The organism is Phyllobacterium sp. OV277 (assembly GCF_900104355.1).
Classification (GTDB): Bacteria; Pseudomonadota; Alphaproteobacteria; order Rhizobiales; family Rhizobiaceae; genus Phyllobacterium.
On the sequence record NZ_FNIY01000003.1, the window covers coordinates 521,865 to 541,550 of the forward strand.

A 19,686-nucleotide genomic window follows, 5' to 3' on the forward strand; every position below is an offset into this window, starting at 1 on the left:
GGCTTAGTGTTCGACACCTGTTTCCATGAAATGTTGATCGATGGTTGGCAGCGGTTCGCCTTCCAATGTCGCTTCGAAGGCTCTCAAACGTTTATAGATAGAAATAAGCTCAACAATCGTGGGCCACGCAGTTACCAGATATTGGAATGAGTTGCTGACTTGGCTGAACGCAGTTGAAATCTGCTGCCAAAGCCCCATGGTCAATTTTCCAGCCACGATGCTTGGGATGAGAATGATATCAAGGATGAGCCCATCTGCCTGTCCATAAAAGCTTCTTGCAATGTTGAAATAGGCATAGTGGAAATAGAGCCGGAAATAGTTCTTCCGCACATTTCGAAAGAGTTCCGCGAGAGTTAAGGGCTCGGCACGTGTTTCATCATCCTCGCCAAACACCAGTTCCTTTCTATATGCCGCTTCCACACGCTGCTTTTTGAATTCCAGTCCAGGGAGTTTAATTCCGACAACTGCAAGCAGAAGGGTGCCGAGCAATGACCAAACGATCGACAAAACCACCAATGAATAAGGAATCTGCCCGATAATCGGAACTTCTGTGACATGGTGAGAAAGCTGCGCGAGCAAGGGCATAAACGCAATCAAATTCATCACGGCCTGAATGAGACTGACACCAAGCGCTTCAACTATCGTTGAAAAGCGCATTGTGTCTTCCTGAACACGCTGCGATGCACCTTCGATGTGGCGCAACTGGTTCCAGTGCTCCACATAAAACTCGTTCATCGCGGTACGCCAGCGGAATATATAATGGCTGGTAAAATAGGTGAAAATTACGCTCAACCCAATGGCAAGAAATGCAATCCCAGCAAACAACCAATTTTGCCAATAGAACTCTGCCGCTGATACAGAGCCCGGCTTTGCAAAGGCTTGTTGAAAGAAGTCCCAATAAGGGCCGCGCCAAGCGTTGATGGCAAGGTTTATCTGAACCGAAAAATAGGTATAAAATAGGATCAAGGCTGATCCAAGAACAGACCATCTTTGCCATCTATGTGGTGCATACCACATCCAAAATGTGGCAAACACAGCAACGAAAGCTGCGAAGTAGATATAAAGCCAAAGATATGGCTTGGATATGAAGACCCCCACGCCAATAATCGGCGGCGCGTTCGGATCGGCTGGCGGCAGACCGAAATAAGCACCTAGCTGTTCACCGGCAAATATCCAGAACAGGACCGCGAACAGCGACCAAAGGACTGCCGAGATAAAAAACAACTTTGGCTTGGGGAAAAATGAGACAAACACGGTAGCAGGACCCTCGCATAAACACACAAATCAGGGTTGATTTGATGTGAGTCTACCACCAGGAATAGGGCAAAGGTTGTATGACAGCAATTAAATTGCTGTAATCTTCACTGCCGGGAAAGATACGCAAAGACAGCCCCGATGACGAGGCTGACAGCTGCGGCAAGCGTCGCTGTGGTGAAGTTGCCTGTGATAGTGGCAAGGTATCCACCCACCAGCGGCCCGATGATCTGGCCGATGCCGAAGGCGGCGGTCATGACAGCCATGACGCGGCGCGGCGATTGCGGCAGAAGTGCCCGCCCCGCCTGAAAGCCCGCTGCTGTGAGCACGATAAAGGTAAGGCCCAGCAGCACGCCGCCGAGGATCGGTCCCACAGGTAGCGGCAGGAGAACACTTGCAGCAACACCCACTGCCTGCACAAGCATGCCCAGCGCAACCACAATAAAGGGGCCGACGCGGCGTAAGACCGGCGTCCACAACCATACCGAGAAAGCAGCCGTGACGCCGGTCAGAAACCAGACCAGCGCTTCCATTTCGGCACCACCATGGTTTGCACGCACAATGGCGACGATAAACGTGGCCGTGATGATGTAGCCGAAACCAAAAACCCCATAGGCGATATTGAGTTGGAGGAAGGCAGGCGTCCAGCGCAGGGGTGGTTCCTTCTGATCGGTTCCCGTGCGCACCGGCCCTTCACGCAGCAGGTACATCACCGCGAACAGGCCGAGGAAGGAGAGGATAGCTGCTCCGTACCAGTCAAACCGCCAGCCATAGTTTCCGGTTATCACAATCAGCACGGATGAAAGCGCGATACCCACGCCGACACCGCCAAAATGCAATGCCTGCAAATCCTGCCGGTTGGCTGCTGCGAGATGGCTGAAAACAATCGTCGCTGACAGCACCAGCATGAAAGCGCTGGCCATACCGGCGAGAAACCGCAAGACGATAAACTCGAGAAGTGTGGTACTCAAACCTGCGACAAGGCACAGGAGAGCGCTTACCGCCAGAGAAACCAGCACGACCCGGCGTTCTCTTCCCGAGGCCCAGCCGTAACCGGCAATGACAGCGCCAAGAAGATAGCCGACATAATTGGCCGAAGCGATGACACCGGCGGCACCCGCCGTCAACGCAAGGTCCTTCATCATGGCAGGCAGGATGGGCGTGAAAATGAAACGCCCGATACCCATGGCAACCGCCATGGTGACAAACCCACCAAGGGCGTAGCGAACGGGGGAATTGCCTGAAGATGTCATGCCGCGGACATTATCGCTGCGATGCAGCATGACAAGACAATAAAATTGATCAACCTGTCACAGATGATGATCGATCAACCGCTATGGTTCAGATCGCAACGGGTGTGGCCGCGCCGCGCCTGACAATACGGTAAACGGCTGCCGGTGGGATGTTGCGAAAAGCCCGTCCAATACAAACGGCGTCCAGATTCAACTGGTCGAGCACAGACTTCGACACCGGACAGCGAAAACCATAGGTGAACTGATAATAGGCGCCTTCAGGCCGCAGATTACTGAATGCACCGCCAAGGATTGCTGCGACTTTCTCCTGCGTCATACTGAGAAGCGGCAGACCGCTGACAACGGCACCAGCGGGCTGAATGTCGAAGAATTCGTGCAGGTCAAGCTGGGCAGCATCCATCTGCAAAATACGCATGCCGGGAAACCGCGATTGCAGCAATCGGGCAAATTCGGCGCCATATTCAATCAGGGTCAGATCCTTGGGGCGAACGCCGCGCGCAAGCAGTGCGTCGGTGAAAACACCGGTACCGGGTCCGAGTTCAAGCACCGGCCCCGACGCAGGGGTGATTTCGCTGGTGATCAAGCGCGCAAGGGCGGCTCCCGACGGGGCAATCGCGCTGACGCGAAACGGATCGCTCAGCAAGGCCCGCATGAAAGTCCAAACGCTACCCGTCATCATAAAAATCATGCTCCAACGTTTTCGTGCAATCTGCTTATGGCGCCAATATTGTGGGAAGATTGCGGTAGGGCCCGGACCCTAACCGTCTGCGACAAAATACCCACAGGGAAATGGTTTAAACAGAACTTGGAAGTATCGGCGGAAGATTACGGCACCAGAGATGTAGCGGAAAATTTTATAATGAAACAGGCACCGCCGCCGGGCGCCTTTGTGACTATAACCTGCGCATGATGCAATTGCACGATCTCCTGCACAAGATTGAGGCCAAGGCCAACCCCACGATCCCGGGTGTGCAGACGATGAAACGGTTCAAAGACGCGGTTTCGCTGTTCCGGTGGTATGCCCGGCCCCTCATCCTCGACCTGAATAATCGCAGGTGCCTTGATGCGGATGGATATGGTGCCTTGGCGCCCACCATGCTGAATGGCATTTTGCACCAGATTGATGATCGCGCGCTCCAGTGCTGCCTGATCGCCGCTGACGACAACACTGGGCATTTCCGGCTCAAACGACATGGCATAACCGGCTGCGATAGCCAGCGGGGCAAGGTCAGCCACAACCCTCCTGCAAAGCGCCACAAGATCGACAGCCGCAAATTGAACGCCGCTCTGGCTAAGGCGTTGCAGATCGAGCAATTGTTCGGCGAGAATGCCAAGACGGGCCACATCCTCCAGCAAACGGCCATTGGTTGGGGTGACGGGCAGAGATTCCAGCCGGGTCTGCAGAATGGCGATGGGCGTGCGCAACTCGTGGGCGGCATCCAGCAGAAACCGCTTATGCCGTTCATAACCATCATCAAGGCGGCCAAGGGCATTGTTGACTGCCGTCACCAGAGGTGTGACTTCTCTTGGTACCCCGTCCAGCGGCAGACGTGTGCCGCGCTCGTCAATATTGATCCTCTCCGCCTGCGCCGCCACATGGCCAAGCGTTGCATGGGCTCTTCGCACGACAAACGGCGTCACCAGAAGCGTGCTGAGCGCCATGACGATGATGCCGGGCAGAATGATTGTTGCAAGGACAGCGCCCAATGCAGCCAGATAAAAGCTTAATGGCACGGAGCCGCCCGGACCTGTCAGTATCTGGATCATGCCTGCCTTGGTGGACACGCGCTTGAACCGGGCGGTGGAGCGTGGCGCATCGCCGAGATTCCAGCCAAACCGGGCTTGGCCGATATCGCTCAATGCATCTCCGATACGGCTATATTCGGGTGGTACGTTGCCCTGTGTCAGGGATTGCCCCTGCCCATCGCGCACCACAAACCAGAAATTCGGATTGGTGGTACGCTCGCGCGTAAGGATCGGCGTTTCCTGCACAAACAAACGGCCTTCGGCGCTGCGTCCGATAGAGTCGCGCAAGGCATTGATCGTCGTATCTTCCGTGTCGATTGAGCCCAACATCCCGCTATACCAAAGCGCACACAGCACGAGCACGACGAACAATGTCAGCAACGTCGCCTGCAGGAGAACCAGCCGGCTGACAAGACGCCACTTCAAGGAGTGCGGTTTTGTACTGGTCATCAGGAGGGGCGCTTCAGCAGATAGCCTACGCCGCGAATGGCGTGGATTTCAACGCCCGCCCGGGACTCCGTCAGCTTGCGGCGCAGCCGGGATACATGCGTATCCAATGCATTGGACTGAATTTCATCATCGATACTGTAAACGGCATCTTCCAGCGATGATCGCAGAACCGTGCGCCCCATGCGCCGCAAAAGCGTTTCGAGGACGAGGAGTTCACGGCGCGGCAGGTCAAGCCGGTTGCCGCTGATCCTGGCTTCGCGATTGATCAGATCAAAGGAAAGATTGCCGACATTCAGAAGTTCCGATGGCATATTCGGGGGTCGGCGCAGGATGGCGCGCAGCCGCGCCAGCAATTCCTCAACGGCAAAGGGTTTGGCGAGATAGTCATCAGCTCCCTTGTCGAGACCGGATATACGATCCGCCAGTTCGCCGCGCGCGGTCAGTACAATGATGGGTACGCCCTCGCCTTTCGCGCGAAGCTGCGGCACAATTGTCAGCCCATCGCCGTCGGGCAACTGCCTGTCGAGCAGAATTGCCGCATAGATATTGACCGACACGGCCTCTTCGGCCTGGGCAAGTGTTCCGACATGATCGACGATCATGTCATAGTTCTTGAGGGCTTCCCCAAGGGCAGCGGCCATTTCGGGCTCGTCTTCCACCAGCAAAATACGCAATATTCAGGCCCAGTCATGCACGAGGTTACAAAGGTCGCGACACAATTATGTCATGCACATTGCACAAAGGTTGCGCTCCGCGATCAGCGGAATCCCCCCTTCATTTATTCATACAACATTCCGGGGCAACTGGCATAATTTGAAACTTAGGTATTGTCCTAAGTTTCAAATTGCATTACGTTTGCCTTCTCGTTGATTGAAACCAGCCGGAAGATCCCGTCCCGATGACTGCAAGAGCGGCCGCCACCCTGCCTGACCCGAATATTTTACCGATCGACGCGGTGTTTCGCGCATTGGCGGACCCCACACGCCGCCATGTGATCGAGCGGCTCAACCGAAGTCCCGCTTCGGTGAGCGAACTGGCATCGCCCTTCGATATGGCGCTGCCATCTTTTGTCGAACATTTGCGGGTGCTGGAAGGATGCGGCCTTGTGCTTTCGCGCAAGACCGGACGCGTGCGCACCTATCAGATCGCTCCCGCCCGGTTGAAACTGGCGGAAGACTGGCTAACGGAACAGCGGGCGCTATGGGAACGCAGGCTGGATCAATTGGATGATTATCTCTTGACCCTCAAGGAGGAGGAAAAACCATGACCCCATTGCTGAAACCTGATCCAAAACTCGACCTTGTGCTTGAACGCATTGTGGACGTGCCACGCGAACTCGTGTGGAAAGCGTGGACAAGACCGGAGCATATCTCCAAATGGTTCACGCCCAAGCCATGGTATATTTCCGACTGTGAGATTGATCTGCGTCCGGGCGGTATTTTCCGCACCGTCATGAACTCACCCGAAGGCGAACAATCCATCATTCACGGCTGCTATCTGGATATTGTCCCGAATGAACGGCTCGTGTGGACCGACGCCCTGCTGCCCGGTTATCGTCCGTCAGCGGAACCGTTCCTGACGTCGATCCTTCTGCTGGAGCCACATGGAAATGGCGGCACCAAATACACCGCCATGGCAATTCACCGTGATGAGGCAACGCGGCAGAAGCACGAGGAAATGGGCTTTTACGATGGCTGGGGCACGGTGCTCGACCAGCTGGTGGAATATGTGAAGACGATTTAGAGCCTTTCTTGCCTAGATAGAACCTCCGTTTGGTCCGCCAGCTGGCGGGCCAAATCGGCCGAGAGCAGCCCCGCAAGCCTGAACTGCGCTTCTCGCCAGACCGGAATAGCCGCTTCCAGACGCCGTGCGCCCGTCTCGGTGAGCCACACTGCCCGGCGTCGCAGGTCGGTTTCCACCATGGTGATTTCAATCAAACCCTCACGCTCAAGCGTGCGCAGATTGCGCGACAGGGTTGATTGTTCCAGCCCACTCTTCTGCGCCAATACGCCCAGCGTATCATCCGGCAGGCTGGCGATCTGTGCCATCAGACCAATCTGCGCCGAAGTCAGGCCAAGCCCTGCCATCTCATGATCGAGAAAATTGGTGATGCGGCGCGCGGCAAGACGGCTGTTCCAGCCCGCACATGTTTCAACCAGCGCGCGGGCATCGGATCGCAATGTCTTTTTGGGTTGTTTCTCAAGGCTCATAGATATATGCATATACATTATATGTATCTACATGGAAATTGAAATTTGCCCTTTCGACAGACAGATTGGCGCTGCCAGATCAGCGTTGATTGATCGCGGAGCACAGCCAGCATGAGCGACTTACAACGGAATATCCTGCACAGCATAGGCAACACATCATTGCTGGCGCTGCGGAACATCGTCCCGGCAAACGGCTCGCGCATCCTGCTGAAACTTGAGAGTGAAAACCCGACCGGCAGCATGAAAGACCGCATGGCGCTTGCCATGATCGAGGCGGCGGAGGCGGACGGGCGTCTTGCAGCAAACGGCTGCGTGGTCGAATATACAGGCGGCAGCACCGGCGTTTCCCTATCCCTCGTCTGTGCGGTCAAGGGATATCCGTTGCACATCGTTACGTCAGATGCCTTTGCCCGTGAAAAGCTGGATCATATGAAAATCCTCGGTGCCAGATTGCAAATCCTGGCCAGCGAAAGCGGCCGCATGACGGAAAAGCTGACCCGTGACATGATCGAAGCGGCGCGGATTATTGCGCAAGCAACCCCCGGCAGCTTCTGGACAGACCAGATGAACAACCGGGATCAGCTGACCGCCTACCACGCCATGGCAGAGGAAATCTGCGCACAGGCCAACGGGCCGATTGACGGCTTTGTTCAAAGTGTCGGCACCGCCGCATCGCTGCGCGGCATTGGCGAGGCCTTGCGCCGCCACAATGACCAGACCAGAATTATTGCGGTGGAACCGGCAGAATCCCCCGTCCTGTCGGGCGGGAAAACCGGAGCCCATAAAATTGATGGGATTGGCGCGGGCTATATTGTTCCCCTTTGGCAGAGTGATTTAGCCGACGGGATAGAGCAGGTATCAACGGCGGAGGCTGCCGACATGACGTTGCGATTGGCGCGTGAAGAGGGTCTTTTTGCCGGAACATCCACGGGAGCCAATGTCGTCGCTGCGCTGCGTCTGGCCGAGAACCTCTCGCCCGGCGCAACCATCGTTACCATTATGTGCGATACGGGAATGAAATATCTGAGCAAACACTAGAAGCAGTGCCTCAATGCAAGGTCCACCGCTTCAAAATGTCATACTCAGAAAGCCCGCGTTTGCTATGGATCAGCGCAAACTCGCGGACAGTGAAGCGGATGGGCTCAATGGGCTGCTCAGCGATGAGCTTCGGGCTGTAGAGCAAGGTCAGATGCGGGGTGAATTCACCAAGTCTGCCGGGCAGACCATTGCGGATGAGGCAGGAGCCAAGCACCGTATACAGCTGTGTGAGCCCATTTCCTTCACCGATCAGCACCAGCGGTTGATTGCGCCGTCCCTTTGCCTCAAAACTCCTAAGAGACAGAAATGTGACCTCAAAGGGTGGCACAGATACTGCGTCGCCTGCCCGCTTTGCTGCAAAGACGATCGAGTTGGGCAGACGTTTAAAATCGCCCAAAGCACGCAAAGAGATATGGTAACGTTCTGTCCCGATAAGACTGCTTCGCACCAGTTGGAAATCGTTGATAATGCCCGCCCGGCAGGCGTCGACAATATCGCCCACATCGACATTCGGCATGATGCCAAAGAACAACCGTTCCTGTAAATTGGGTCGCTTTGGTCTATTGGGCCAGTTGTCGCCCAAGTTCAATTCGCCTTGCATGTGACCTCCCGAAATGCTCTGGCATGTTCGCCGAAATGCCCCGGCACACCCCTCGAACATGCCTCCTGCATTTTCGAGCGGTCACACTAGAACAAATAGTGAACAATATACAAGGGATTTCAGAAAAAATCAGCGAGGCGCCGCTGCGTCGCGCGTGCCTCTGCGCACCATAGCAACAATTGTTTCATAGAGTTCTTCCTGCGCCTCTACCGGTGTAATTTCACCTGTGGCCGCCGCATCTGACAAGGCTTCGGCGGCACCCAGCATCGCCCAAAGACCGGCGGTTGAAATTGCGCCTGATGCGGCGAATGGTGCGAGGAGCACCCGGCACTTTTCGATAAAGACAGTTTCATATTCGCGCTTCATTTTTTCCAGTTCAGGCGAACCAGCCAGCGCTGCGATAATGCCCGGGATCTCGCGTCCCTGAACCAGCACACAGTCCACATAACACGATGCAATGACATCGGCTCTCTCTTTCAGGGTCGGCCCGCTGGTGGCAAGCGCGGCGTCCATAGTGGTGGCCTGCCGGGTATCGAATTCCCGATAGAGTACGGCGAGCAGCCCGGCCCGTGTGCCGAAATGATCATAAACAACAGGTTTTGTGACATCAGACTGCTCGGCAAGCCGTCCGAGCGTCAGGGCTTCCGTCCCCTCCTCACGGATGATCCGCCACGCAACATCCAGAAGCTGGCGCTGCCGCTCCTCTCTCGATAGCCGGCGACGCGGCTGCGGGCTGGAATCGTCTTCTCTTGTTTCAATACTTGACATGCTTATATACCAAAAGTAACTTACCTTTAGTAGCTTACTAAAAGTATATAGCGTAAGCCACCCATCTGCAATCCTCTACAGGAGTTTCGTCATGCATGCACTCATCGTTGTTGCGCACCCCGAGCCCACCTCACTCAGCCATAGCATCGCTGCGCAGGTTGCCGAAGGCGTGTCTCTGTCCAGTCACACCTTTGAAATCGCCGATCTCTCAGCAGAAGCTTTTGATCCCAGATATTCGGCAGCCGACCTTGCAGTGCATCGTACACAGGCAACGCCGCCTGCCGATATTGTCGCCGAACAGGCAAGGATCGACCGCGCCGATACGCTGGTGCTGGTATTCCCCGTTTATTGGTGGTCCATGCCGGGTCTGCTCAAAGGATGGATCGACCGCGTATTTTCCAATGGCTGGGCTTTTGATTTCAGCCCGGATACCGGTTCGGTAAAAAAGCTCCATCACCTCAAAGTCCATCTTATTGGCATTGGTGGTGCCGATGAGGAGATGTATACGCGGCACAATTATCTGACTGCCATGAAGACGCAGATCGACCATGGAATATTCGATTATTGCGGCGCTCGCGTTGTGACGTCAGAAATCCTGTTTGATTCCGAGATCCGTGATACGGCGCCGTTCCTCGCAAAGGCTAGAGATATCGGGCGCGACCTCTTCAACGCAGGCGGGCAAGGTGAAGCAAACAAGGCGGCATAGCTTACGATCCGCCGCGCCGTCAAAGCGCGGCGATCAGTTTACGGAGCAAAGTATTGAGCGTTTGCTGTTCATCGGGTGTCAGCGCCGACAGTATCCGCTCCTCATTTGCTACATGACGGCCAATCGTCTCGTCGATCACGCGTTTACCGGCATCGGTGAGTGCAATCAGTTTGCCGCGACGGTCGCCAGGATCGGGGCGACGTTCGACAAATCCGGCACGCTCCAGCCGATCAAGACGATTGGTCATGCCGCCTGATGAGATCATCGCCGCTTCATAAAGCCGGGTCGGCGAGAGCAGATATGGCTCGCCGGAGCGCCTGAGGGTTGCCAGCACATCGAACTCGCCGGGCTGTAATCCCGCTTGCGCAAAAAGCGGATTCATATGATCGCGCAACACGCGCTCGGACGCGTCAGACAGACGGCCAAAAACCTCCATGGGTAAAGCGGGCAAATCCGGGCGCTCGCGACCCCATTGTTCGACAGCCATATCGGCACGATCCATCGGGATTCCTCTTAGCATAAAGTATCTTGACATTAAGATACATTCTATCTACTAACTTAATCATGGGGAATAACACAGCTTGAACCCCCGCAAAAGGAGGAAGTGATGAGCAAGATGATATTTGTGAACCTGCCCGTGCGCGATCTGGCCGCGGCAACTGCATTCTATGTTGCGCTGGGCGGTGAGGTAAACCCGCAATTCTCGGATGAACGCTCGACATCGGTGATGCTGTCGGACGTCATCGGGATCATGCTATTGACCCATGAGCGTTACAGTGAATTCACCAAGCGCCCGATCGGCGATGCCCGTCGCGAGAGTCAGGCCCTGATCGCGCTTAGTGTCGAAACGCGCGATGCGGTGGATGCAACGCTGGCGAAAACAACGGCTGCTGGCGGCCGTGCCGATCCCAATCCGGCGCAGGACCACGGCTTCATGTTCAGCCGCAGCGTTGAAGACCCTGATGGAAACGTCTGGGAGGTCATGTGGATGGACATGTCCGCCTTTGCCCAGACGGCCTGATCAATCATTGGCATATTAAAGGGCGTCCAGATCTTTCCGGGCGCCCTTTTTCATTCAAGCAGGAGGCATTCTGTCGAATTTAGGCACGGCCGGGTCGAGATGATCCCAGACAAATCCCGCTGCCGTCCAGGAAACCAGTTGCGGTTTATAGCGGCTTGGATCATCGAGGCTTGCGGGCGTGACGATGAACACGTCAGGCATATCAGGAAATGTCATATAGACGGACGAACCGCAGGTCGGACAGAAGGCGCGTCGCTTCACGGTTCCGCCATCGCCGACGGTCTGCCACTGCGATACGTCGCCTTCAACCTTCACTTGTGCCGCCACAAAAGTCAGGTGCGATTGATGTCCGGTGCCGCTATCGTGCTGACACTGGCGGCACTGACAGTCAACCATGACAGCCGGTTCACCTGAAATCTCGTAACGGATTGCGCCACAGGCGCAACCACCGGTATAGGATTTGCTCATATTCCTCTCCCCAAATTGATATGATTGATGTGATCGTCAGTCCTGCTCATCGGCGATCGTGCCGATGCGCGGGAGAATCTTTCTCCAGCCCTCGCTCATATTCTTGAGCGCCGTGTCGTTCTTCGGCAGCACGAAGCCGGAATGAACAAGGCGCAGGCGCGTGCCTGTCTCTGCCTTGGACAAGGTGAAGGTGACCACCGTTTCCAGCTGTGAGCCATAGCCGTCATTGCCCGCATGACCGCCCTTCCACGCATAGGCAAGCCGCTCATTCGGCACGACTTCCAACACCTCGCAGTGGATAGTGCCATCCCATACACCTGCCGGTTTCGTCTGAAACGTGAACTGATTGCCAGCTACAGGCTCAAATCCCGCAGGTTCCATCAACCACCGGCTGATCAAATCGCCCGATGTCAGTGTTTTCCAGATCATCTCCGGGGCGTGTGGAAAGATTTCGTCGACGACGATGGCCTGCGTATCGGACTTTACTACAGCTTGGTTCATGGGTCGATTTCCTTCAGCAAGGTTCTAAGGTCCGCAAACCGCTCACGCCAGAAGACGCCGTAATGGCTCATCCAATCAACCAGCGGCTCCAATCCCTCAGGCTGGGCACGATAATAGACATTGCGGCCCTCAGGACGCTCGGCGACCAAACCCGCCTGTTTCAGGGATTTGAGATGCTGGGAAATGGCGCCCTGTGTCACGCCACTTCCCCGTGTCAGTTCAACCACACTGATCTCATCGGATTTAACGATCCGCTCAAACACCGCCCGTCTTGTCGGATCGGCGAGCGTGCGCATGACGGTCGTGATGGTGGCAACTTCAATCATGAAGACAAATTAGTACAGGCTAATCAATTAGTCAATACTAATCTATTTATCTGCTCTCAAGCCTCAAAATAACCCGCATGGGCAAGGTCTGTGAACAGGTCCGGCTGTTTCGGCTGCCAACCCAGCAACGCCTGGGTGCGTTCACTTGAGGCCAGCGCATTCATCGCGGCGAAATTTGCAAACCAGCCAAAGTGAACCTTGGCCTCTTCTGAGGATTTGGCCACAACGGGCACGTTCAAATGATGGCCAATCAGCGTCGCAATATCCTTGAGCAAAAGCCCCTCTTCACTCACCGCGTGATACCGCTCCCCTATGGCAGCCCGTTCAAACGCAAGCCGGAAGAGAGAGGCAGCGTCCAGCCGGTGCACCGCAGGCCAGCGATTGAGGCCCTCCCCCACATAGGCAGATACGCCCGTCTCACGCGCAAGGTTGATGAGATGCGGAACGAAGGCATGATCGCCGCGGCCGTGAACCGACGGAGGAAGACGGACAGTTGAGGCGTGCACGCCGCGCACCGCCAACGCGATGGCTGTTGCTTCCGACGCGCGGGGATAGGCAGTTGACGGTGGGACCGGCATATCTTCTTCCGTCCCGATAGGCCCCTGCGCCAGAATCGCCAACCCTGAAGTGACGACCAAGGGCCGGTCCGAGCCCTCAAGCACTGAGCCAAGTGTTTCAATCGCACGCCGGTCCATTTCGCAATTCTCCGCGAATTTCGAAAAGTCGTGGTTAAAGCCCGTATGGATTACGCCGTCAGAAACGGCAGCACCCGTGCGCAGGCTTTCGAGATCGTTGAGATCACCCGGATGCGCTTGAGCGCCCATTGATGCAAGCGATCTGGCGGCCGCATCCGTGCGCACAAGACCAAGAACCTGATGGCCGGCGTTAATGAGTTCCTGAACGACGGCAGAACCAACGAAACCTGTGGCTCCGGTAACAAAAACACGCATTTATTTCTCCTTACTTTCATTTCACGACCGCAGTCGCAGCCCGTGTGAAGAAAATAAGCGATTGAGAAAATACGATCTATGCTGTAAAATCCGCATTATCTTTGCAATCGTCCGGAATCAACCATGGATCCACTCTCAGACGTGCTGTCGGTGCTGAAACCGCACAATTACATGTCCGCTGGCTTTGATGCTGGTGGAGACTGGTCGATCGCGTTTCCTGACCAGCATGGCAGTATCAAATGCGGCGCCGTGGTATCAGGCTATTGCTGGCTTTCGGTGGAAGGGTTTGCCGGGGCCGTACGCCTCGACGCGGGAGACTGCTTCCTGTTGCCCCACGGGCGACCTTTCCGCCTCGCGAGTGACATCACACTATCTCCGGTTGAGGCCAGCACAGTTTTTTCTACTGCGCGTAGTGGTGTTGTTGTCCTGCACAATGGCGGCGGGGATTGTTTTATGGTCAGCAGCCGCTTTGCCCTTTCAGGCAATTATGCCGACCTCCTGTTACGGATGCTGCCGTCCATCGTCCATATCCACAAGGATTCAGATGTGGCGGCGCTCCGCTGGCCGGTGGAGCGGATGATGCAGGAATTGCGCGAACGGCAGCCGGGTGGTTTTCTGATCGTGCAACACCTTGCCCATATGATGCTCATTCAGGCGTTGCGGCAGCATCTGAAGGAAGGATTAAATGGAGGCGTTGGCTGGATCTTTGCCCTTGCGGACAAACAGATGGGCGCGGCGATCACGGCCATGCACGAGGACCCGGCGCATCGCTGGACATTGCAGTTGCTGGCCGACCGCGCAGGCATGTCCCGCTCAACCTTTGCCCTGAAATTCAAGGAGGCTGTCGGGAAAGCGCCGATGGAATACCTTACGCGCTGGCGCATGGTGCTTGCCGCAGATCGGCTGGAAAACTCCGGCGATCCCGTTTCCGCTATTTCCCTATCGCTGGGTTACGAATCCGAAAGCGCCTTCAGCACCGCCTTCAAAAGGACCATGGGCTGTTCGCCGCGGCAATATGGCCGTGGCCGAAAACCGATTTCCGCTTCGAACAAGGAACGCGGAGCCGCCTATATCAATCAGCCCGAACCTCTCGCGGCTGAATAGTCGCGGCTTGCAATATCCCGCCGAGCCTTCAAAGCACATATCCACCATCAATGGTCAGGCTGGCGCCGGTCATATAGGCAGATTCGTCGCTGGCCAGATAAGCAACCAAGCCCGCGATCTCATGCGGTTGGCCAACACGCCCGAGGGGAACCAGAGATTTCACCCTCTCCAGATGATCGGCTGTCATGTCCGTCTCGGTAGGCCCCGGCTGAACATTGTTGACAGTGATTGCACGCGGCGCGAGATCAAGCGCGATCCCCTTCACCATGGTCGCCACGGCTGCCTTGGTCATCGAATAGACACTGGAGCCGGGAAAACCGGTGCGAATGGCGGTGTTGCTGCCGATGGTGATAACGCGTCCGCCATCGGTGAGCCGAGGCGCAGCCGCCTGAATTGCCACGAACACGCCGCGCACGTTGACATCAAGCATGTGATCGAGTTCCTCAAGGCCGAAAGTTTCGACGGAACCCAAGCGCAGAACACCGGCATTGACGACGATGATATCGAGCCGGCCAAACCGGTCGACGGCCTGCGCAACGGCATTCTGAATCGCCCCGGCATCGGCACTGTCTGCCTTTATGGCCAGAGCCTTGCGGCCAATCGCTTCAACAGCTTCGACGGTTTCTGCTGCCTTGTTTTCCGCGGATGCATAGGTCAGGACGACATCCGCACCATCTTCGGCCAAACGGCGGACAATGGCTGCGCCAATCCCGCGAGATCCGCCGAAAACCATCGCCACCTTACCCAACAATTTGAAATTCTCACTCACAACTCTCTCCATTATTGACTGATTGATCCATAATTAGGCAAGCAGATGCGCCTTCGTGTTCAGATGGCGCTCAATCTATTTTAAGTCTGTCCACGGCGAAGTGTGCGAGGGCGTGCAAGGCATCAACACCCGCGCCGCTACGTGCGGCAAGCTGCAATCCGGTCATCGTCATCTGGATGAAGCTGGCCGCATCCTCGACGTTCATAGCCAGATCGATCTCACCTCGGGCCTGGCCTTCGTGCAGACGCTCAACCAAAGAGGAAAAGAGAACGGGTACGACTTTAGCCCGAAGCTCTACAAGGGCAGGATCACCAGTACCAAACTCGCTGGCGGCACCCACTCCCATGCACCCCATGGCTCGCTGACCATCGTCTTCGGCGATCAAGCCAAGCAGCAGCGCTTCAATCCCGGCCAGAGGCGATGACGGGCCTTTCAGCCGTTGCAGATGACCCGACGTGGTGCCCCGCTGATAGCGTTCCAGCGCCTCAAGATAGAGCGCCCGCTTGTCACCAAAAGCATTATACAGGCTTTGCCGGCCGATCCTCATCGCGACGAGAAGGTCTTCCGTCGAGGTCGAAGCATAGCCTTTCGCCCAGAAAACGCGCGTAGCGCGCTCCAGTGCCAACTCCCGATCGAATTCCCTTGGTCTTGCCATGATAAGTGGATTAACAATTATGGACTGATTAATCAATAATTTGCTGCCCTCCCCCTCCACTATCGATCACATCCACTCATATCGAGCTTGTTCTTAATGATTGTGCCGGGGCAACAGTCAATTATCTCGACCCGGTCGACCGGCCTTCAGTTGAATTGGATGATCCTGTTCAGGTTGGGATTTGGATTTACCGCGGCACGGATTCGGGCAGCCACGTTCGGCGCCACGGTTTTCAAATAGTTTGGATTCTGCATGTAAGTCCGAATGGCTTCCGCCATCAATTCTGCCTGCGCGTCGGCGCCGAAACAACCCCTCTGTTCAGGCCCGAAGTCTCGATATTCAAGCCTATCCGATGGATCAACATCGCGATTAACCTGTCTTGCTTTATTCAGCTCGGGATTGTTGCAATCATTGTACACGTGCCGAAGTTCATCATTGATACCGTCCTGATTGATCGCCGATATCATTTCATCCGAGTCATTGCGGCACGGCTGGCCCGCTCTGTGGTCTATGATGTGTCCTAGCATATGGACCCAAATACTGCTGACTGACTTGGCATCAAATTGGTGCAAACAATCAAGTTGCCGCCGAAAGGGGCAGTTAGGGAAGAGGTATTGACCTTCGGCAGATTCAAAGAACGCGCGGAGGTGTTCACCTTCGGCAGTTTCAAAGAACGCGAGGATGTGCTCCCCCTGCGCATCATCGTTTGCCATACTCTTGCTCCGTGTTGAACACCCCGAACAGCACCAGATAACTCATCACTCGACCTAACGAGTTAAGGTGCTTGTTGAATCTCGTCGATTACTCTCATCAGCGGACTGATCGCTCCTCAATCATTTTAAGAGACGTGCGCTTCAGAAGACAACCGACAGCCTCACTCCCACTCGATTGTACCCGGCGGCTTCGACGTCACGTCATAGACGACGCGGTTGATGCCCTTGACTTCATTGATGATGCGGGTGGCCGCCTGACCGAGGAAGCTCATGTCGTAGTGATAGAAATCCGCAGTCATACCATCAACAGACGTGACCGCACGCAGGGCACAGACGAACTCATAGGTCCGGCCATCGCCCATGACGCCGACGGTCTGCACCGGTAGCAACACAGCAAAAGCCTGCCAGATCACATCATAGAGACCGGCCTTGCGGATTTCATCGAGATAGACAGCATCGGCTTCACGCAGAATTTCCAGCTTTTCGCGGGTGATACCGCCGGGGCAACGGATGGCAAGGCCGGGACCGGGGAACGGATGACGGCCAATGAAGCTATCGGGCAAGCCGAGTTCCTTACCGAGAACGCGTACTTCGTCCTTGAACAGTTCGCGCAGCGGCTCGACCAGCTGCATGTTCATGCGTTCAGGCAGACCACCGACATTGTGGTGTGACTTGATCGTTACCGAGGGGCCACCGGTGAAGGAAACGCTTTCGATCACATCAGGGTAAAGCGTTCCCTGAGCGAGAAATTCCGCACCGCCAAGCTTCTTGGCTTCTTCTTCAAAGACTTCGATGAAAAGACGGCCAATGGTCTTGCGCTTCTTTTCCGGATCGGATTCACCTTCCAGCGCGCCGATGAAGCGATCCTGTGCATTCACCAGAATGAGCGGCAGGTTGTAATGTTCACGGAACATGGCAACCACATCGGCGGCCTCATTCTTGCGCATCAGGCCATGGTCAACGAGGATGCAGGTCAGCTGATCGCCGACGGCTTCGTGGATAAGCAATGCGGCAACGGAAGAATCAACGCCACCTGAAAGCGCACAGATAACCTTCTTGTCGCCAACCTGTTTGCGGATCGCCGCAACCGCCTGTTCGCGATAGGCGGACATGGTCCAGTCGCCCTTGATGCCAGCAATGCGATGCACGAAATTCTGCAAAAGCTTGGCACCATCGGGCGTGTGCACGACTTCCGGATGGAACTGTACGGCGTAGAATTTCTTGGCTTCGTTGGCGATGGCCGCAAAAGGTGCGCCTGTCGATGTACCGACAACCTTGAAACCATCGGGAATGGACACGACTCGATCGCCATGGCTCATCCAGACCTGATGCCGTGTCCCCTTGGCCCAGACGCCGTCAAACAGGGCGCATTCTTCCTGAATATCGAGGAACGCACGACCGAACTCGCGATGATGGCCGCTTTCAACCTTGCCGCCAAGCTGCGCGCACATGGTCTGCTCGCCATAGCAAATGCCCAGAACCGGAATACCCGCATCAAACACACCCTGCGGTGCGCGCGGGCTGCCGATATCAACGGTGGAATGCGGACTGCCGGAAAGAATGACTGCCTTCGGCTGAATACGCCTGAATGCTTCGTCTGCCGATTGGAAAGGAACGATCTCGGAATAGGCACCAGCTTCGCGCACGCGACGTGCAATCAGCTGCGTTACCTGGCTGCCGAAATCGACGATGAGGACTGTATCGGAATGAGTGGGAGTGTTCATGGCGGGCCTTTAAAGCAATTGCTGAGTCGATGCAATGGGTCACCCCACCACACATCGATGCGGATTTGATTTGTTCACAATTTGGGTGGGATTGATCTTGTGGTTGGTGGTGCCCCCTCTCCGTCATCCTCGGGCTTGACCCGAGGACCCATGCGAAGAGCCGCTGTAGCCATGCTCGTTTGAGCATCTTAGTCGTGGGTCCTCGGGTCAAGCCCGAGGATGACGGAGAGTGGGTGTCTTTGCATCCTCACTCTCCCTCATGGTTGTTATGTCGAACCACGCACGAAGCACATTTCACAAAATATCAGAGAACGATCTTCCCACCCGCAATCGCTGCCCCCATGGCCTCAACAGCCAGAGCGAGCTTTTCATCGATCACGTGCAAATATTCAGTCCAGTCGCCCACATGGCGCAGTTCTGCGGCGCCGTCGGAAATGCCGCGCAGTCCGATCAGCGGCAGGCCGAAACGCTGGCAGGCGCGCAGGATGGCAAACGTTTCCATCTCAACCATATCCGCATCGATCAGGTCGTAGGCGCTGCCCGAGACGATGTTCGCGCCGGTTGAAAGTGATGCTTCTTTGACACCCGGAATACGCAGCGGCAAAGGCACGGTCACCGGCAGATCGAGAAAGGGCGTGGCACCTTTGGTAAAACCAAGCGGTGAGGCATCCATATCGCGATAGGACACGCTTATTGCCTGATAGACTTCGGTCTGCTCCAGTGTGCGCGACCCGGCAGAGCCGAGGGACACAACGAGATCGGGAACAATGCCGTCCTTTTCCAGCGCCGCAAGATTGGCGGCGAGGCTGACGGCTGCTTCCACCGGGCCGACGCCGGTGATCAGCGGCCGGAACAGCCGTTGCAGGTGGTGCCCATATTCCGCATCCACAGCCATGACAAAAAGCACTTGCTTGCCACCAACGGCGGCCAGTTCATAGGGCAAACTCATATCAGACTACCGGGTTGAGCAGATAAAGCGACACGTTCAGCAATGTGGCAAACGCCACCCAGAGAAGGTAGGGAATAAACATGATCGCCGATGGTCGCTCCGCTTCCCACGTCACCCGGATGAAGCCGATGATCGAGACCAGCAGAAGTGCGATCACCAGCAGCGCCAGTCCCATCTGCTGGAAACCGAAAAATGTCGGCGACCAGAGAAAATTCAGGACGAGCTGCGCCCACCAGAACCGCTGGGCGGATGTCAGGTCAATATCCCAGACCCGCCAACCGGCGATGGCAATGAGAACGTAAAGGATGGTCCAAACCGGCGGGAAAACCCAGTTGGGCGGATTGAAGGAAGGTTTTGCCAGACCGGCATACCATTCGCCCGGCAGCGTTATATAGCCGATGGCGAGACCGCCACCGATGGTGAGCACGAGAAACAACAGAAATCCTACAGACCGGGACATGGGTAGACCTTTCCTGCCGA

At 55.9% G+C, this 19,686-nt stretch carries 25 protein-coding genes; 6 read left to right on the forward strand and 19 right to left on the reverse strand.

What is annotated here, in order from left to right:
• Positions 1–3: 3 nt before the first annotated feature.
• From sbmA to BLU05_RS14470, 5 genes are all read right to left on the reverse strand, one after another.
• Positions 4–1,254 carry a peptide antibiotic transporter SbmA gene (gene sbmA, locus BLU05_RS14450; RefSeq protein WP_091881027.1) on the reverse strand — a complete coding sequence of 417 codons (1,251 nt, stop codon included), beginning with the start codon at positions 1,252–1,254 and terminating at the stop codon, positions 4–6.
• A 107-nt stretch (positions 1,255–1,361) separates the two neighbouring features.
• On the reverse strand, positions 1,362–2,507 hold the full coding sequence (locus tag BLU05_RS14455; RefSeq protein WP_091881206.1) for a YbfB/YjiJ family MFS transporter: 1,146 nt from the start codon (positions 2,505–2,507) through the stop codon (positions 1,362–1,364).
• 88 nt (positions 2,508–2,595) lie between these two features.
• Positions 2,596–3,183, reverse strand: coding sequence for a class I SAM-dependent methyltransferase (locus BLU05_RS14460; RefSeq protein WP_139210463.1), 588 nt, complete (start codon positions 3,181–3,183; stop codon positions 2,596–2,598).
• A 149-nt stretch (positions 3,184–3,332) separates the two neighbouring features.
• Positions 3,333–4,703, reverse strand: coding sequence for a sensor histidine kinase (locus BLU05_RS14465; RefSeq protein WP_091881029.1), 1,371 nt, complete (start codon positions 4,701–4,703; stop codon positions 3,333–3,335).
• Positions 4,703–5,377, reverse strand: a complete 675-nt coding sequence (locus BLU05_RS14470) for a response regulator (RefSeq protein WP_091881031.1) — start codon at positions 5,375–5,377, stop codon at positions 4,703–4,705. The genes BLU05_RS14465 and BLU05_RS14470 overlap by 1 nt, the downstream gene beginning before the upstream one ends.
• Positions 5,378–5,601: 224 nt before the next feature.
• On the opposite strand from BLU05_RS14470, the gene BLU05_RS14475 reads away from it, so the two are divergent.
• Together BLU05_RS14475 and BLU05_RS14480 are read left to right on the forward strand one after the other, a co-directional pair.
• On the forward strand, positions 5,602–5,970 hold the full coding sequence (locus tag BLU05_RS14475; protein WP_091881033.1) for an ArsR/SmtB family transcription factor: 369 nt from the start codon (positions 5,602–5,604) through the stop codon (positions 5,968–5,970).
• Positions 5,967–6,446, forward strand: coding sequence for an SRPBCC family protein (locus tag BLU05_RS14480; protein ID WP_091881035.1), 480 nt, complete (start codon positions 5,967–5,969; stop codon positions 6,444–6,446). The genes BLU05_RS14475 and BLU05_RS14480 overlap by 4 nt, the downstream gene beginning before the upstream one ends.
• Here the strand turns inward: BLU05_RS14480 and BLU05_RS14485 are convergent.
• Entirely contained in the window at positions 6,443–6,913 is a 471-nt protein-coding gene (locus BLU05_RS14485) for a MarR family winged helix-turn-helix transcriptional regulator (RefSeq protein WP_091881037.1), read from the reverse strand. The two genes, BLU05_RS14480 and BLU05_RS14485, sit on opposite strands and share 4 nt — an antisense overlap.
• 111 nt (positions 6,914–7,024) lie before the next feature.
• On the opposite strand from BLU05_RS14485, the gene BLU05_RS14490 reads away from it, so the two are divergent.
• Positions 7,025–7,951: a PLP-dependent cysteine synthase family protein gene (locus BLU05_RS14490; RefSeq protein WP_091881039.1), complete on the forward strand. Its 927-nt coding sequence runs from the start codon at positions 7,025–7,027 to the stop codon at positions 7,949–7,951.
• Positions 7,952–7,961: 10 nt separating this feature from the next.
• Here the strand turns inward: BLU05_RS14490 and BLU05_RS14495 are convergent, their stop codons facing one another.
• Together BLU05_RS14495 and BLU05_RS14500 are read right to left on the reverse strand one after the other, a co-directional pair.
• Positions 7,962–8,552 (reverse strand): 2'-5' RNA ligase family protein, encoded by a 591-nt coding sequence (locus BLU05_RS14495; protein ID WP_091881041.1) that lies wholly within the window; start codon positions 8,550–8,552, stop codon positions 7,962–7,964.
• A 129-nt stretch (positions 8,553–8,681) separates the two neighbouring features.
• A complete protein-coding gene (locus BLU05_RS14500; protein ID WP_091881043.1) occupies positions 8,682–9,320 on the reverse strand; it encodes a TetR/AcrR family transcriptional regulator in 639 nt (212 codons plus the stop codon).
• Between the two features lie 91 nt (positions 9,321–9,411).
• Here BLU05_RS14500 and BLU05_RS14505 point away from each other — a divergent pair, with 91 nt between their 5' ends.
• Positions 9,412–10,026, forward strand: coding sequence for an NAD(P)H-dependent oxidoreductase (locus tag BLU05_RS14505; protein WP_091881045.1), 615 nt, complete (start codon positions 9,412–9,414; stop codon positions 10,024–10,026).
• Between the two features lie 19 nt (positions 10,027–10,045).
• Here BLU05_RS14505 and BLU05_RS14510 read toward each other — a convergent pair whose 3' ends face one another.
• A complete protein-coding gene (locus BLU05_RS14510) occupies positions 10,046–10,528 on the reverse strand; it encodes a MarR family winged helix-turn-helix transcriptional regulator (RefSeq protein ID WP_091881047.1) in 483 nt (160 codons plus the stop codon).
• A 105-nt stretch (positions 10,529–10,633) separates the two neighbouring features.
• Here BLU05_RS14510 and BLU05_RS14515 point away from each other — a divergent pair, with 105 nt between their 5' ends.
• Positions 10,634–11,047, forward strand: coding sequence for a VOC family protein (locus tag BLU05_RS14515; RefSeq protein WP_091881049.1), 414 nt, complete (start codon positions 10,634–10,636; stop codon positions 11,045–11,047).
• A gap of 54 nt (positions 11,048–11,101) precedes the next feature.
• Here BLU05_RS14515 and BLU05_RS14520 read toward each other — a convergent pair whose 3' ends face one another.
• From BLU05_RS14520 to BLU05_RS14535, 4 genes are read right to left on the reverse strand one after another with little or no spacing between them, the layout of a single operon-like run.
• Positions 11,102–11,515 (reverse strand): GFA family protein, encoded by a 414-nt coding sequence (locus BLU05_RS14520; RefSeq protein ID WP_091881051.1) that lies wholly within the window; start codon positions 11,513–11,515, stop codon positions 11,102–11,104.
• Positions 11,516–11,551: 36 nt separating this feature from the next.
• On the reverse strand, positions 11,552–12,016 hold the full coding sequence (locus BLU05_RS14525; RefSeq protein WP_091881053.1) for an SRPBCC family protein: 465 nt from the start codon (positions 12,014–12,016) through the stop codon (positions 11,552–11,554).
• Positions 12,013–12,342 (reverse strand): ArsR/SmtB family transcription factor, encoded by a 330-nt coding sequence (locus BLU05_RS14530; RefSeq protein ID WP_091881055.1) that lies wholly within the window; start codon positions 12,340–12,342, stop codon positions 12,013–12,015. The genes BLU05_RS14525 and BLU05_RS14530 overlap by 4 nt, the downstream gene beginning before the upstream one ends.
• 56 nt (positions 12,343–12,398) lie before the next feature.
• Entirely contained in the window at positions 12,399–13,292 is an 894-nt protein-coding gene (locus BLU05_RS14535; RefSeq protein WP_091881056.1) for an SDR family oxidoreductase, read from the reverse strand.
• A gap of 123 nt (positions 13,293–13,415) precedes the next feature.
• On the opposite strand from BLU05_RS14535, the gene BLU05_RS14540 reads away from it, so the two are divergent.
• On the forward strand, positions 13,416–14,396 hold the full coding sequence (locus BLU05_RS14540) for an AraC family transcriptional regulator (RefSeq protein ID WP_091881059.1): 981 nt from the start codon (positions 13,416–13,418) through the stop codon (positions 14,394–14,396).
• A 28-nt stretch (positions 14,397–14,424) separates the two neighbouring features.
• Here BLU05_RS14540 and BLU05_RS14545 read toward each other — a convergent pair whose 3' ends face one another.
• From BLU05_RS14545 to BLU05_RS14570, 6 genes are all read right to left on the reverse strand, one after another.
• Complete coding sequence (locus BLU05_RS14545) at positions 14,425–15,129, reverse strand: 3-oxoacyl-ACP reductase family protein (RefSeq protein WP_091881061.1); 705 nt, start codon at positions 15,127–15,129, stop codon at positions 14,425–14,427.
• A gap of 106 nt (positions 15,130–15,235) precedes the next feature.
• A complete protein-coding gene (locus BLU05_RS14550; RefSeq protein ID WP_091881209.1) occupies positions 15,236–15,820 on the reverse strand; it encodes a TetR/AcrR family transcriptional regulator in 585 nt (194 codons plus the stop codon).
• A gap of 146 nt (positions 15,821–15,966) precedes the next feature.
• A complete protein-coding gene (locus BLU05_RS14555; protein ID WP_091881063.1) occupies positions 15,967–16,533 on the reverse strand; it encodes a hypothetical protein in 567 nt (188 codons plus the stop codon).
• Positions 16,534–16,694: 161 nt separating this feature from the next.
• Positions 16,695–18,257, reverse strand: a complete 1,563-nt coding sequence (guaA, locus tag BLU05_RS14560) for a glutamine-hydrolyzing GMP synthase (RefSeq protein ID WP_091881065.1) — start codon at positions 18,255–18,257, stop codon at positions 16,695–16,697.
• Between the two features lie 304 nt (positions 18,258–18,561).
• Positions 18,562–19,200 (reverse strand): 5'-methylthioadenosine/S-adenosylhomocysteine nucleosidase, encoded by a 639-nt coding sequence (locus BLU05_RS14565; RefSeq protein ID WP_091881211.1) that lies wholly within the window; start codon positions 19,198–19,200, stop codon positions 18,562–18,564.
• 7 nt (positions 19,201–19,207) lie between these two features.
• Positions 19,208–19,666 (reverse strand): TspO/MBR family protein, encoded by a 459-nt coding sequence (locus tag BLU05_RS14570; protein ID WP_091881067.1) that lies wholly within the window; start codon positions 19,664–19,666, stop codon positions 19,208–19,210.
• Positions 19,667–19,686: the final 20 nt, after the last annotated feature.

Excerpts from the sequence above, each read along its gene's own strand:
- BLU05_RS14455 (WP_091881206.1), bottom strand. The coding sequence starts at position 2,507 with ATGACATCTTCAGGCAATTCCCCCGTTCGCTACGCCCTTGGTGGGTTT.
- BLU05_RS14460 (WP_139210463.1), bottom strand. The coding sequence starts at position 3,183 with ATGACGGGTAGCGTTTGGACTTTCATGCGGGCCTTGCTGAGCGATCCG.
- BLU05_RS14465 (WP_091881029.1), bottom strand. The coding sequence starts at position 4,703 with ATGACCAGTACAAAACCGCACTCCTTGAAGTGGCGTCTTGTCAGCCGG.
- BLU05_RS14475 (WP_091881033.1), top strand. The coding sequence starts at position 5,602 with ATGACTGCAAGAGCGGCCGCCACCCTGCCTGACCCGAATATTTTACCG.
- BLU05_RS14480 (WP_091881035.1), top strand. The coding sequence starts at position 5,967 with ATGACCCCATTGCTGAAACCTGATCCAAAACTCGACCTTGTGCTTGAA.
- BLU05_RS14485 (WP_091881037.1), bottom strand. The coding sequence starts at position 6,913 with ATGAGCCTTGAGAAACAACCCAAAAAGACATTGCGATCCGATGCCCGC.
- BLU05_RS14490 (WP_091881039.1), top strand. The coding sequence starts at position 7,025 with ATGAGCGACTTACAACGGAATATCCTGCACAGCATAGGCAACACATCA.
- BLU05_RS14495 (WP_091881041.1), bottom strand. The coding sequence starts at position 8,552 with ATGCAAGGCGAATTGAACTTGGGCGACAACTGGCCCAATAGACCAAAG.
- BLU05_RS14500 (WP_091881043.1), bottom strand. The coding sequence starts at position 9,320 with ATGTCAAGTATTGAAACAAGAGAAGACGATTCCAGCCCGCAGCCGCGT.
- BLU05_RS14505 (WP_091881045.1), top strand. The coding sequence starts at position 9,412 with ATGCATGCACTCATCGTTGTTGCGCACCCCGAGCCCACCTCACTCAGC.
- BLU05_RS14510 (WP_091881047.1), bottom strand. The coding sequence starts at position 10,528 with ATGGATCGTGCCGATATGGCTGTCGAACAATGGGGTCGCGAGCGCCCG.
- BLU05_RS14515 (WP_091881049.1), top strand. The coding sequence starts at position 10,634 with ATGAGCAAGATGATATTTGTGAACCTGCCCGTGCGCGATCTGGCCGCG.
- BLU05_RS14520 (WP_091881051.1), bottom strand. The coding sequence starts at position 11,515 with ATGAGCAAATCCTATACCGGTGGTTGCGCCTGTGGCGCAATCCGTTAC.
- BLU05_RS14525 (WP_091881053.1), bottom strand. The coding sequence starts at position 12,016 with ATGAACCAAGCTGTAGTAAAGTCCGATACGCAGGCCATCGTCGTCGAC.
- BLU05_RS14530 (WP_091881055.1), bottom strand. The coding sequence starts at position 12,342 with ATGATTGAAGTTGCCACCATCACGACCGTCATGCGCACGCTCGCCGAT.
- BLU05_RS14535 (WP_091881056.1), bottom strand. The coding sequence starts at position 13,292 with ATGCGTGTTTTTGTTACCGGAGCCACAGGTTTCGTTGGTTCTGCCGTC.
- BLU05_RS14540 (WP_091881059.1), top strand. The coding sequence starts at position 13,416 with ATGGATCCACTCTCAGACGTGCTGTCGGTGCTGAAACCGCACAATTAC.
- BLU05_RS14545 (WP_091881061.1), bottom strand. The coding sequence starts at position 15,129 with ATGGTTTTCGGCGGATCTCGCGGGATTGGCGCAGCCATTGTCCGCCGT.
- BLU05_RS14550 (WP_091881209.1), bottom strand. The coding sequence starts at position 15,820 with ATGGCAAGACCAAGGGAATTCGATCGGGAGTTGGCACTGGAGCGCGCT.
- BLU05_RS14555 (WP_091881063.1), bottom strand. The coding sequence starts at position 16,533 with ATGGCAAACGATGATGCGCAGGGGGAGCACATCCTCGCGTTCTTTGAA.
- guaA (WP_091881065.1), bottom strand. The coding sequence starts at position 18,257 with ATGAACACTCCCACTCATTCCGATACAGTCCTCATCGTCGATTTCGGC.
- BLU05_RS14570 (WP_091881067.1), bottom strand. The coding sequence starts at position 19,666 with ATGTCCCGGTCTGTAGGATTTCTGTTGTTTCTCGTGCTCACCATCGGT.